General features: G+C 62.2%; 7 protein-coding genes and 1 pseudogene. 1 reads left to right on the forward strand and 7 read right to left on the reverse strand.

What is annotated here, in order from left to right; genetic code table 11:
- Window positions 1-107: 107 nt before the first annotated feature.
- A complete protein-coding gene (locus JWR98_RS00750; protein ID WP_078734552.1) occupies window positions 108-419 on the reverse strand; it encodes a YqfO family protein in 312 nt (103 codons plus the stop codon).
- Between the two features lie 4 nt (window positions 420-423).
- Window positions 424-4319: pseudogene (gene purL, locus JWR98_RS00755) on the reverse strand (phosphoribosylformylglycinamidine synthase).
- A 286-nt stretch (window positions 4320-4605) separates the two neighbouring features.
- Between purL and mltF the strand changes: the two are divergent.
- Window positions 4606-6066, forward strand: a complete 1461-nt coding sequence (mltF, locus tag JWR98_RS00760) for a membrane-bound lytic murein transglycosylase MltF (RefSeq protein ID WP_078734554.1) — start codon at window positions 4606-4608, stop codon at window positions 6064-6066.
- Between the two features lie 120 nt (window positions 6067-6186).
- Here mltF and JWR98_RS00765 read toward each other — a convergent pair whose 3' ends face one another.
- The 5 genes from JWR98_RS00765 to treP all read right to left on the reverse strand — a co-directional run bounded on the left by JWR98_RS00765 (window position 6187) and on the right by treP (window position 13491).
- Window positions 6187-6468 (reverse strand): PTS sugar transporter subunit IIB, encoded by a 282-nt coding sequence (locus JWR98_RS00765; protein WP_205489129.1) that lies wholly within the window; start codon window positions 6466-6468, stop codon window positions 6187-6189.
- A gap of 2 nt (window positions 6469-6470) precedes the next feature.
- A complete protein-coding gene (ptsP, locus tag JWR98_RS00770) occupies window positions 6471-9005 on the reverse strand; it encodes a phosphoenolpyruvate--protein phosphotransferase (protein ID WP_205489130.1) in 2535 nt (844 codons plus the stop codon).
- Between the two features lie 69 nt (window positions 9006-9074).
- Window positions 9075-10295 carry a maltoporin gene (locus tag JWR98_RS00775; protein ID WP_078734557.1) on the reverse strand — a complete coding sequence of 407 codons (1221 nt, stop codon included), beginning with the start codon at window positions 10293-10295 and terminating at the stop codon, window positions 9075-9077.
- Between the two features lie 51 nt (window positions 10296-10346).
- Complete coding sequence (gene treC / locus JWR98_RS00780) at window positions 10347-11993, reverse strand: alpha,alpha-phosphotrehalase (RefSeq protein WP_205489131.1); 1647 nt, start codon at window positions 11991-11993, stop codon at window positions 10347-10349.
- 55 nt (window positions 11994-12048) lie between these two features.
- Window positions 12049-13491: a PTS system trehalose-specific EIIBC component gene (gene treP / locus JWR98_RS00785; RefSeq protein ID WP_078734559.1), complete on the reverse strand. Its 1443-nt coding sequence runs from the start codon at window positions 13489-13491 to the stop codon at window positions 12049-12051.
- Window positions 13492-13576 lie beyond the last annotated feature (85 nt).

The raw sequence follows: 13576 nt of genomic DNA on the forward strand, positions 1-13576 counted from the left end.
ACCGTCAAATGTGGGAGGGGGCTTGTTCCCGATGTGGCCCTGACAGCCAACAAAAAACCCGCTGACCAAACCGGCCCAGCGGGTTTCTTGTTTATGCAATTAACGAATCAAAAATCCGCCAACTGCCACACCTCATACGCCGGTGTCTCATACGGATGGCTCAGCTTCAAAGCAGCCACTACAGCCACAATCAACTCATCCGCCACCACCAGCTCCACCTTCCACTCTTCAACCACTTCAACCTGGCCCACCTGCCCGATAAACGGTTGGCTGCCATCCAGCGCACGGAATTGGCCCTGGCCCAGCACTTGCCAGGCGCAGTTGTCGTAGTCGCCGATGCGCCCGCCGCCGGCTGCGAAGACGGCGGTTTTCACCGTCTCCACATGGCTGTCGGGCACGAAGAAGGCGAGTTTGTACACGGCCTTAGTTCACCCACACGCGTGCGTTGCGGAACATGCGCATCCAGGCGCGTCTTCGTTCCACTCTTCCGGGCGCCACGAGTTCTGCACGGCGCGGAATACACGTTCCGGGTGCGGCATCATGATGGTCACGCGACCGTCGCGGCTGGTGAGGCCGGTGATGCCGCGCGGCGAGCCGTTCGGGTTGGCCGGGTAGGTCTCGGTGACTTTGCCGTGGTTATCCACAAAGCGCAGGGCCACGCTGCCGGACAGGTCGGCTTCGAGCAACGCTTCTTCGCTGCTGAATTCAGCATGGCCTTCACCGTGGGCGATGGCGATCGGCATGCGCGAACCGGCCATGCCTTGCAGGAAGATCGAGTTGGATTCCTGCACCTGCACCATGGCCACGCGAGCTTCGAACTGCTCGGAACGGTTGCGCACAAAGTGCGGCCAGAACTCGCTGCCCGGGATCAGTTCGCTCAGGTTGGACATCATCTGGCAACCGTTGCACACACCGAGGGTGAAGCTGTCGTTGCGCTCGAAGAAGCCCTGGAACGCATCGCGGGCACGGCTGTTGAACAGGGCCGACTTGGCCCAGCCTTCACCGGCACCCAGCACGTCGCCGTAAGAGAAACCGCCGCAGGCGACGAGGCCTTTGAACTCGTTGAGGTCAACACGACCGGCGAGGATGTCGCTCATGTGCACGTCGATCGCATTGAAGCCGGCACGGTCGAACGCGGCCGCCATTTCCACCTGACCGTTGACGCCCTGCTCGCGCAGCACGGCAACCTGTGGGCGGATGCCTTTCTTGATGTAAGGCGCGGCGATGTCCTGGTTGACGTCGAAGCTGAGCATGGTGCTCAGCCCCGGGTTTTCTTCTTCCAGGATGGTGTCGAATTCCTGCTCGGCGCAGTCGGCGTTATCACGCAGGCGCTGGATCTGGTAGCTGGTCTCGGCCCACTGGCGTTGCAGCAGACGACGCTGACCGGCAAACACGGTGTCGCCGTTGAAGGAGATATTGATTTCACCGTTGTTGATCGGCTGGCCGATCACCGCCACGCAGTCGTCCAGGCCGGCGGCGCTGAATTGTGCGAGTACGTCCGGGGTAGCGTCCTGGCGCACCTGAATCACCGCACCCAATTCTTCGTTGAACAGGATGCCGTTGATTTCAGCGGCGTCCTCGGCAACGCTGTCGAGCACGATGTTCAGGCCACAGTGACCGGCAAACGCCATCTCGACCACGCTGGTCAGCAGACCACCGTCGGAACGGTCGTGGTAGGCCAGCAGGTGGCCGTCGGCATTCAGGCCCTGGATCACGGCGAAGAAGGCTTTGAGGTCTTCGGCGTCATCGACGTCCGGGGCCTGCTTGCCAAGCTTGCCGTGGGTCTGTGCCAGGATCGAGGCGCCCATGCGGTTCTGGCCACGGCCCAGGTCGATCAGGATCAGGTCGGTGGTGCCCTTGTCCATGCGCAGTTGCGGGGTCAGGGTCTGGCGAATATCGGTGACCGGCGCAAAACCGGTGACGATCAGCGACAGCGGCGAGGTGACGCTCTTGTCGGTGCCTTCATCGTTCCAACGGGTGGCCATGGACATGGAGTCCTTGCCCACCGGAATGGTAATACCCAGCTCCGGGCACAGCTCCATGCCGACCGCTTTAACCGTGTCGTACAGGCGCGCGTCTTCACCGGGGTGGCCGGCGGCGGACATCCAGTTGGCCGACAATTTGATGTCGGACAGCTTGCCGATACGGGAAGCGGCGATGTTGGTGAGGGTTTCACCAATGGCCATGCGGCCCGATGCCGGAGCGTCCAGCAGGGCCAGCGGCGTACGCTCGCCCATCGCCATGGCTTCACCGGTGTAGACGTCGAAGCTGGTGGCGGTGACGGCAACGTCGGCCACCGGCACCTGCCAAGGGCCGACCATTTGGTCACGGGCTACCAGGCCGGTGATGGTGCGGTCTCCGATGGTGATCAGGAAGCTTTTGCTCGCCACGGCCGGGTGATGCAACACGCGTTCGATGCTGTCGGTCAGGTCGAGGTTGCTTGGGTCGAAATCATCGCCCAGCTCGGTTTCACGGTTGGCCGAACGGTGCATGCGCGGGGCCTTGCCCAGCAGCACTTCGAGCGGCATGTCTACCGGGCTGTTGCCGAAGTGGCTGTCGGTGACGGTCAACTGCGGCTCGGCAGTGGCTTCGCCAACCACGGCAAACGGGCAACGCTCGCGTTCGCAGATGGCCTGGAAGCGTGCGAAGTCTTCCGGACCGACGGCCAGTACGTAACGTTCCTGGGATTCGTTGCTCCAGATTTCGTGCGGGGCCATGCCCGGCTCGTCGTTTGGAATGTTGCGCAGTTCGAAACGGCCACCGCGGTCGCCATCGTTGACCAGCTCCGGGAAGGCGTTGGACAAACCGCCGGCACCGACGTCGTGGATGAAGCTGATCGGGTTCTTGTCACCCAACTGCCAGCAACGGTCGATGACTTCCTGGCAGCGGCGTTCCATCTCTGGGTTTTCGCGCTGTACGGAAGCGAAGTCAAGATCGGCCGAGCTGGTGCCGGTGGCCATGGAGGAAGCGGCGCCGCCGCCCAGGCCGATGAGCATGGCCGGGCCGCCGAGTACGATCAGCTTGGAGCCGACCAGGATCTCGCCTTTCTTGACGTGTTCTTCGCGGATGTTGCCCATGCCGCCGGCCAACATGATCGGCTTGTGGTAACCGCGCACTTCATCGCCACGCGGGGTGGTGATGGACTGTTCGAAGGTACGGAAGTAGCCGGTGAGCGCCGGACGCCCGAATTCGTTGTTGAACGCGGCGCCGCCCAGCGGGCCTTCGATCATGATGTCCAACGCGGTGACGATGCGTTCAGGCTTGCCGTACGGCACTTCCCACGGCTGTTCGAAGCCCGGGATCTGCAGGTTGGACACGGTGAAGCCGGTTAGGCCCGCCTTCGGCTTGGCGCCACGGCCGGTGGCACCTTCGTCGCGGATCTCGCCGCCGGAACCGGTGGCGGCGCCCGGGAACGGAGCAATCGCGGTCGGGTGGTTGTGGGTTTCAACCTTCATCAGGATATGCACCGGCTCTTGCACCGCGCCGTACTGGCGGGTCTCGGGGTCCGGGAAGAAGCGGCCGGCGACGGAGCCGACGATGACCGAGGCGTTGTCCTTATAGGCAGAAAGAACACCTTCGCTGTGCATCACGTAGGTGTTCTTGATCATGCCGAACAGGCTTTTTTCCTGGCTCTGGCCGTCAATGTCCCAACTGGCGTTGAAGATCTTGTGACGGCAATGCTCGGAGTTGGCCTGGGCGAACATCATCAGTTCGATGTCGTGCGGGTTGCGCTTGAGACCGTTGAAGGCGTTGACCAGGTAGTCGATCTCGTCTTCGGCCAGGGCCAGGCCCAGCTCGGTGTTGGCCTTCTCGAGGGCGGCGCGGCCACCGCCGAGCACGTCGATCGCGGTGAGCGGCTTGGGTTCGGCGTGGCTGAACAGGCCGGCGGCCTGTTCCAGCTGGCTGACGATGATCTGGGTCATGCGGTCGTGCAGGCTGCCGGCAATCAGCTCGGCCTCGGCATCGCTGAACTGGCCAGCGACGTAGAAGGCAATACCACGCTCCAGGCGCTGGATTTTATCCAGGCCGCAGTTACGCGCGATATCGCTGGCTTTGCTCGACCAGGGCGAGATGGTGCCGAACCGTGGCAGAACCAGGAACAAGCGGCCGGTCGGCTCTTGAACGGGAACGCTTGGGCCGTACTTCAGAAGGCGTGCCAGCACTTGCTGCTCGTCGGCGGTCAACACGCCGGTAACGTCGGCGAAGTGAGCAAATTCAGCATACAAGCCAGTGACAGCTGGAACCTTCTGGCTCAGTTGCTTAAGGAGTTTGCTGTGGCGAAAGGCAGAAAGGGCAGGAGCGCCGCGCAGGATCAACATCTTCGGGACAGCCTCGGGAAGGGGTGTGCTTTGAGGCCGTGCATTCTAGCGTAAACCTGCGCCAACGGCACCCGAAACGGCACGGCTGGCTGCTGCCGAACGTCAGTTGGCACCGATTGCACAGTATCGAGGCGCTATCGCAGACATTCCGCACAGTTATTTTAACCGTCACAATTGCTCGTCAACCCACGTTTCTGCGGGCTGCAGCACAGTTTTGGCGGCGCTAGCAGACAAGTCCGCCGCTGTCGAGATATGGCGCCGTGAGCCGTTTGCGTATACTGCGCAGATGTTCTCACCAACTGCTTTGCGCCCGCGATGCGCCAAATGGCTCTTCGCCACCGGACTCTTTTTATTGCTCAGCGCCTGTGTTGATAAACCCAGCACGCTCGAGCGAATCAAGGAGGATGGCGTCTTGCGGGTGATAACCCGGAACAGCCCGGCCACGTATTTTCAGGACCGCAACGGTGAAACCGGTTTCGAATACGAACTGGTCAAGCGTTTTGCCGATGACCTGGGCGTGAAGCTGGAGATAGAAACCGCCGACAACCTCGACGACCTGTTCGGCCAGTTGGGCAAACCCAACGGCCCGGTTCTCGCCGCCGCCGGGCTGGTTGGCAGCGAGCAGCGCCAGCAGCAGGTACGTTTCTCCCACCCTTACCTTGAAGTCACCCCGCAGATCATCTACCGCAACGGCCAATCGCGCCCGACCAACGCGGCGGATCTGGTGGGCAAGAAGATCATGGTGCTCAAGGGCAGCACCCACGCCGAACAACTGGCCGAGTTGAAAAAGCAGAATCCTGCAATCGAATACGAAGAGTCCGACGCCGTTGAAGTCGTCGATTTGCTGCGCATGGTGGACGAGGGGCAAATCGACCTGACCCTGGTGGACTCCAACGAAGTGGCGATGAACCAGGTGTATTTCCCCAACGTGCGCGTGGCGTTCGACCTGGGCAACGCCAGCAATCAGAGCTGGGCCGTGGCGGCAGGCGAAGACAACAGCCTGCTCAACGAGATCAACAGTTACCTGGACAAGGTGGAAAAGAACGGCACCCTTCAGCGTCTCAAGGATCGCTACTACGGACATGTCGATGTACTCGGCTATGTCGGCGCCTATACCTTCGCCCAGCATTTGCAGCAACGCCTGCCCAAGTACGAGAAGCACTTTCGCGCCTACGCCAAGGAAGAAAAAGTCGATTGGCGCTTACTGGCGGCCATCGGTTATCAGGAATCGCTGTGGCAACCGGCGGTCACCTCCAAGACCGGCGTACGCGGCCTGATGATGCTGACCCAGAACACCGCTCAGGCGATGGGCGTATCCAATCGCCTGGACGCCAGACAGAGCATCATGGGCGGCGCCAAGTACCTGGCCAAGATCAAGGATGAGCTGGACGACAGCATCGCCGAGCCGGACCGCACCTGGTTTGCCCTCGCCGCCTACAACGTCGGCACCGGCCATCTGGACGACGCGCGGCTTCTGGCGAAGAAAGAAGGCCTGAACCCGAACAAATGGCTGGATGTGAAGAAGATGCTGCCGCGTCTCTCGCAGAAGCAGTGGTACAGCAAGACCCGCTACGGCTACGCCCGCGGTGGTGAGCCGGTGCATTTTGTGGCGAACATCCGACGTTACTACGACATCCTCACCTGGGTGACCCAGCCGCAGCTGGAGGGCAACCAGGTGGTGGAAGGTAATCTGCACGTGCCGGGTGTGGACAAGACCAAGCCGCCGGAAGATAGCCCGCAGCTCTAGCCCCCACAAACCCAAGTGGGAGCGGCGCTGCGACTTGCTCGCGAACGACTGCGGATTACCTATATCGCCGGCAAGTCGAATCGTCGCATCGCCGCTCCCACATTTTTGATCTCCACTTGCCTATAGGCCAGTGAGCAAATGCACCACACCCCCCGCCAGCACCATCACCCCCGCCACACCCGCTGCCTTCAACGCCAGCTCATCCAACCGCCCCGCATCGCGCAGTTGCACGCGCACCCGGGTCAGGGCGACGCGTCGTTGTGACGTTAGGTTATCCGCACCGCCCAGCGCACTGAGCACGTCGGCCGATAACAGGTGTTCGCCTTCAGGCGCGGGTACGGCCTCGGCGACCAGGTCCGGGGTCAGGGCTCTCCAGAATGCCTGCTTCAATTTCTCGAACATGTTCAGTTCTCCAGGACAGGTGAGGTGCCGGCAGTGGCGGTGTGGAACTGGTAAAGGGCTTCGCGCACCTCGACGGCCTCTTCCAGATTCAGCACCTGGCGGGCGATGCACTGGCAGTCCTTCAGGTGCAGCTCACGCACCGCGGCCTTGATCGTGGGGATCAACGGCACACTGACCGATAACTCATCCACCCCCAGCCCGATCAACATCGGCACCGCCAGCACTTCCGATCCCAGGGCGCCGCACACACTGACCGGTTTGCCGTGGGCATGGGCCGCCTTGACGGTGCTGGCGATCAGGCGCAGTACGGCCGGGTGATAGCTGTCGGCCTGGCTGGCCAGCCGTGGATGATCACGGTCCATGGCCAGGGTGTACTGGGTAAGGTCGTTGGTGCCGATGGAAAAAAAATCCACATGCGGTGCAAACAGATCCGCCATCAGCGCCGCCGAGGGCACTTCTATCATGATGCCCAGCTTGGGCCGCTGCGCCAGGCCCAGCGCCTGGACCTCTTCGTCCAGTATCCGGCGCGCCAGGTGCAACTCCGACAACAGGCTGACCATTGGCAACATGATATGCAGCCGGGCCTGCCCGGCACTGGCGAGGATCGCCCGGAACTGTTCACGCAGCAGTTCAGGACGCGCCAGGCACAGGCGAATGCCGCGCAAGCCGAGAAAGGGGTTGGTCTCGCTGTCCATCGGCACATAAGCCAGGGGCTTGTCGCCGCCCACATCGAGCGTACGCACCACCAGGTTACGTTCAGGGCCAAGTGCACGGGCGATGGCGCTGTAGGTGTCGGCCTGTTCGCGGGCACTCGGTGCTCGGTTGCGGTCCAGATAGAGAAACTCCGAACGCAGCAGGCCCACGCCCTCCCCGCCCAGGACCAGGGATTGCTCAACCTCCTGCAACGAGGCCACATTGGCCGTGACCTCCACGGCATGACCGTCGCGGGTGACGGCGGCCAATGACGCCTGCGCCACTTCACGCTGGCGCCGCAGCGATTGTTGATGGCGCGCGGTCTCCAGTTGTTCGATCTCGACCGGGTCGGGCTCCAGGTGCAACTCGCCTTTGTCGGCATCGAGCAATACCTGTTTACCGTTGCTCAGCGCCAGCACGCAAGCCGGCGCCCCGCAAATCGCCGGCAGGCCCAGCGCCCGGGCAAGAATCGCCACGTGGCTGGTCGCACCGCCGCCGACCGTGACAAACCCCAGCACCTTGCACGTATCCAGGCTGGCGGTTTGCGACGGGGTCAGTTGCTCGGCAATCAGAATCGCACGTTCCGGCACTTCCAGGGCGTCGTCCTGGATGCCCAGGATCAGCTTGAGCACACGCCGACCCACATCGTCGAGGTCGGCCGCGCGCTCGGCAAGCAGCGTATTGCCCAGGCCCTGGAACAGCCGGGTCGTGGCGACCGTGACGCTGTTCCACGCAAACGCAGCGCTCTTGCCTTCGGTCAGCAGGGTGTGTGCCTGCTCCAGCAGGGTCGGGTCTTCGAGCAATTCCTGATGCGCGCGGAAGATCTCGGCCTGGGCGCCGCTCACGTTGGCCTGCATGGCTTGCAGGGCCCGATCGGCATCGCTCAAGGCACGCGTCAGGGTTGCACGCTCCTGCGCTTCACCGAGGCCTGCCTCGGTAATGACCAGCGCCGCTTCCTTGATCTGGAATACCTGGCCGAACGCCGACCCCGGCGAGGCGCACACACCTCGCAACAAGGTAGCGGAGCTGACCGGCGCCGGCGTTTCGGCGGTGCTGGCCGGTGCAACACCGACCACGTTTTCGCCGCAGCCGTCGGCGAGCAATACCACCAAGGCCTCGATCGCCGCCGCTGCATCTTCGCCGGCGGCGCTGACCTGCAAGGTATCGCCGCGCACGGTTTGCAGGGCCATGATGCGCACCAGGGATTTGGCGTTGGCGCTCTCAGTCTGCTTATGCAGATAAATGCTCGCCTTGAACCCTTTCGCCGCCTGGGCGAACACCGCCGCCGGGCGCGCATGCAGACCGTGGGCGTTGAGCAGGGTCAACGGTTTGGAAAACAGCGCATTGCCCTGCTCTTGCGCCACCTCGACGCTGGCCGTGGCGGGCTTGAGCTGCAGCACCGGCTGGCCGGTCTCGACCGTACTGGTGGCAGGCACCAACAGTTCGAACGGCTCGCCACTGACCACCAGCATCAGGGTCAGCAGGCTGCGGGCATTGAGGGCGATGAAGTCGGCATCGAACTCGATCAGCGGCTGACCGGCCTGCACCTGCTGGCCATCCTCGACCAGCGGCGTAAAGCCCTCACCCGCCAGGTTCACGGTGTCCAGGCCGATGTGCATCAACACCTGCACGCCGTGCTCGTTGGTGACACTGACGGCATGCCCACTGTCCTGAATGTTACTGATCACACCGGACATGGGCGCGCAAAGGGTCTGCGAAGTCGGATCGATGCACAGACCATCGCCAAGCAGGCGGCTGGAGAATGCCGGATCGGGCACTTGATCCAGGGGCAACTGCACCCCGGCCAAGGGTGCCAGCAATACCAAGGGTTGGATTGTGGTCATGACATCACCTGTTGTTGTGTTCTGTGAATAGCCTGGCGGCGCGAGCACACTCGCGCCGGCAGATAAAAATTATTTCCACCAGTACTCGACCTGCACCCCGACGTTGGAACCATGCCGCGCGGTGCCATAGCTGCCGGTGTCGGACAAGGCCGAGCCGGCAGCCAGTTCATTGGCGGCGCGCTTGGCGGCGGCGTTCCAGGTGGCATAGGTGTAATACAGGCGCACTTCCGGCCGTGCCCAGAATTCCGGGCCTTTGGGCGACCAGGTCGGAGCGAAGGTGAACTTGCTCAATTTGCGCGTGCCGCCGGTGGCGTCGACCTGATCGTGGCCAAGCTCGGCCACCAGCTTGAACTGCTCGGTCAGGGCATAGGCCGGGCGTACGCCGAGGGACATCCAGGTCTGGTCCTGACTGCCGGGACGTACGTCCTTCTGGTACACCGCTTCGATCTGGCCGCCAAACCGCGGCGTCACTTGCCAGTCAAAAAACTCCACCGCACGATAGCTTTTGCTGCTGTTGTCCAGCGCGGTGTTGCCGGTGTAGCCCAGGCCCGTGCCCGGCCCCTCGCCGTACTGCAAGGCGAATTTGTTCTTGCCGCCGAGGAACGCCTGCTGCACATGCTGCGCGGTCAGCGCCCAACCGCTGTTGGCGTCGCGGCCACCGGCCTTTTCGAGGTAGCTCAGGCCCAGCTCCAGCTCGCCGCCGGGGTTGGTCTTGAAGCCGGCGACGTTGAAGTCGTGACGGGTCACATAGGCTTTCTGGTAGAGGTTGTCCTTGCGCGACAGGGCGTAGCTGTACTTCAGGTCGCCGATTTTCACGTCTTCGATACCGCCACCCGTGGCACTCTGGTTCCAGTAGTAGAAATCGGAGATATGGATGTCATTACGCTTGTAGTACCGACGCCCGGCCCACAGTGAGCCGCCGTTGAGACTGGGCATGTTCGACCACTGCGCATACATCTGCGGCATGCGCGCCGAGCCGTTGTTTTCGCCCTGGAATTTCAGGGCGCGGTCGTACTTGTTGTACAGCGAGGCCATGGCATCGACGCTGAGCACCGAGCCATCATCCAGGGTAAACACGTCCTGGCGCAGCTCAAGCTCCGCGTACTGTTCGCATTCGTTGCCCAGGCGGTATTTGGTTTGCGCGCCCGGCAACTGGAAGCACTGTTGTGGGCCACTGCCGGTCGACGTCCCCGCCCCGCTGCGCAAATAACCGGCAAATTCCAGGGCATGCGCCGCCAACGGCAACGTCAGGCACGAGGCTGCAAAGCCCAGTTTGAGGGTGTTTTTCATGAGGCACTCCTTTTATTTTTATTGTGTTTGTCGCGTCATACAGCGGGTGTTTCAGCCCCTCAGCAGCAGCACGAACGACTCGTAAGGTCGCAGCGATACGGTGCCCGTGCGTGGCGGGCAGTCGGGGTAGTTACTGATCAGCAGGCGTTGCTCGGTCGCCTCGGTGATGACATCGGGGGGCAGTTGGATCTGGCACGGTGCGGCGTAGAAATTGTTCAGCACCAACAGGCGCTCGCCCTGCCCTTCGCGCAGGTACGCCCACACTTGGGGGTGCTCGGCCAGCAACGGGCGATACACCCCATCCTGGATCAGCGGCTGCTGCCGACGCAGGGCAATCAGGGCGCGGTAGTGATGCAGCACCGAATGCGGGTCGTCGCGCTGGTTATCGACATTGACGAGCGCGGCGTTGGCCGCAAGACCGATCCACGGCTCACCACGGCTGAAGCCGGCGTTTTCCCCAGCGTTCCATTGCATCGGTGTACGCCCGTTGTCGCGGGACTTCTGCATGATCGCCGCCATGCTCGCCGCCTCGGACTCGCCGGCATCGCGCTTGAGGCGATAGATGTTCAGGGTCTCGACATCGCGGTACTGCTCAATGCGCTCGAAACCCGGGTTGGTCATGCCCAGCTCTTCGCCCTGGTAAATGAACGGCGTGCCCTGCAGGAAGTGCAGCGCCGTGGCGAGCATCTTGGCCGACACCACGCGGAACTCGCCGTCATCACCGAAGCGCGAGACCACTCGCGGCTGATCATGGTTACACCAGAACAGCGCGTTCCAGCCGCCACCGGCCTGCATGCCCAGTTGCCAATCGGACAGGATGCGTTTGAGCTGCAGAAAGTCGAAGTCTGCCCGTACCCATTTCTGCAGGTTCGGGTAATCCACTTTCAGGTGATGAAAGTTGAACGTCATCGACAGCTCTTTCGACTCGGGCCGCGAATAGCGAATGCAGTGCTCAAGGCTGGTGGACGACATTTCGCCGACGTTAATCAGGTCGTACCCCTCGAACACTTCGCGGTGCATTTCCTGCAAGTACCGGTGCACGTTCGGGCCGTCGGTGTAGAAACGCCGACCGTCGCTGGCGTCCTGCGCAAAGTCCGCCGGTTTGGAGATCAGGTTGATCACATCCAGCCGGAAGCCACCGACGCCCTTGTCGCGCCAGAAGCGCATCATCTTGAACACTTCGGCACGTACCTGGGGGTTGTCCCAGTTGAGGTCGGCCTGGGTATGGTCGAACAGGTGCAGGTAATACTGGCCGGTTTGCGCCTCATACTCCCAGGCCGAGCCGCCGAACTTGGACTCCCAGTTATTCGGCTGGTCGCGCCAGATGTAGAAGTCACGGTACGGGTTGTCGAGGCTGCTGCGCGCCTGCTGGAACCATTCATGCTCGACCGACGTGTGGTTGACCACGATGTCCAGCATCAGCTTGATGCCGCGCCTGGCCGCCTCATGGATCAACAGCTCGCAATCGGCCATGGTCCCGTAGCTGGGATCGATGGCGTAGTAGTCGCTGATGTCGTAACCGTTGTCGCGCTGGGGCGAGCGCAGGAACGGGGTGACCCACAGGCAATCGACGCCCAGCCATTGCAGGTAGTCGAGCTTGTCGACGATGCCCAGCAGGTCGCCGGTCGCGTTCCCTGCATGGCTGTGGAAGCTCTTGGGATAAATCTGGTAGATCACCGAGTGTTGCCAGGCTTGCATGGTGGGTCCTCGAGTAGAATTTTGTACTGGCCTTGAAGGCCTCATCAGCGACAGTTCAGGCAACCCGATAACCCGGCCGGACAATCTTCATGCTCAACACACAGGTCAGCGCAAACGGCACCACGATCGCGACCGTCATGCCGACGACAAACAACGGGATGAACTCAGGCATGATCGAGATGAAACCGGGCAGGCCACCCACACCGATAGCCGAGGCCTGGACCTTGTTCAGCGACAGGAAAATGCTGCCCAACGCGGAACCGGCGAGCGCCGCGTAGAACGGGAATTTGAAGCGCAGGTTGACGCCGAACATCGCCGGCTCAGTGATGCCGAAGTACGCGGAAATCGCCGAGGTCGAGGCCATGCTTTTGTCACGGGCGTTGCGGGTCATGTAGAACACCGCCAGTGCCGCGCTGCCCTGGGCCAGGTTGGACATGACGATCATTGGCCAGATAAAGGTGCCGCCCTGGCTGGAAATAAGTTGCAGGTCCACGGCGAGGAACATGTGGTGCATGCCGGTGATGACCAGCGGCGCATACAGCAGGCCGAAAAGCGCGCCGCCGACCATGGGCGCCAGGTCGAACAGGGTGACCATGCCTTCGGTGATGAGGATGCCGAGGTGACGGGTCACAGGGCCGATGATTGCCAGCGCCAGCACGCCGGTAACAACGATGGTGGTGATGGGGATCACCAGCAATTGGATGGCATTCGGCACGCGCGCGCGCAACCATTTTTCGATCACGCTCATGACGTAGGCGGCCAGCAGGATCGGCAGGATCTGCCCCTGGTAACCGACTTTTTCGATCCGGAACCAACCGAAGATATCGAAGTACGGCAGGCTCTGGCCGTCGAGGCCGGCGACGGCCTTGCCGTAGTTCCAGGCATTGAGCAGGTCCGGGTGAACCAGCATCAGGCCGAGCACGATGCCGAGGATTTCACTGCCGCCAAACCGCTTGGCCGCCGACCAGCCCACCAGCGCCGGCAGGAACACGAACGAGGTGTTGGCCATCAGGTTTATAAGGCTCCACAGGCCGTCCAGGTTCGGATAGGCCTCCAGCAACGTTTGCCCCTCGATGAACATGCCCTTGGCGCCCATCAGGTTGTTGATGCCCATCAACAGGCCGGCAATGATCAGCGCCGGCAGGATCGGCATGAACACATCGGAGAACACCCGCACCAGTTGCTGAAGAGGGTTGATCTTGTCGCCGGCGGCCTTCTTGACGTCGGCAATGGTCGAGGCGGCAAGGCCGGTCTGTTCGCGCAGGGCGGCGTAGACCTTCTCCACTTCGCCGGGGCCGATGACGACCTGGAACAAGCCGCCGGTAAAGAAGGAGCCCTTGACCAGGTCGACCTGGTTCAGCGCAGGGCTGTTGACCAGATTCTGGTCCTTGAGGGCCAGGCGCAGGCGCGTCACACAATGCGCGGCCTGCTCCAGGTTATCGGCGCCGCCGAGGTGCTGGAGCAACTCGCGGGCAATGTTGGGATAGTCGTGGCTCATGGGTTTTCTTCCACTTTTCTTGTTATCGGGAGTGACCTTGGCAGTCCAACGACGTCAAAAGTACTCGTCTGTACGAGTTAAATCA

Origin of the sequence: Pseudomonas lactucae, assembly GCF_016937615.1 — a bacterium.
Lineage (GTDB): Bacteria > Pseudomonadota > Gammaproteobacteria > Pseudomonadales > Pseudomonadaceae > Aquipseudomonas > Aquipseudomonas lactucae.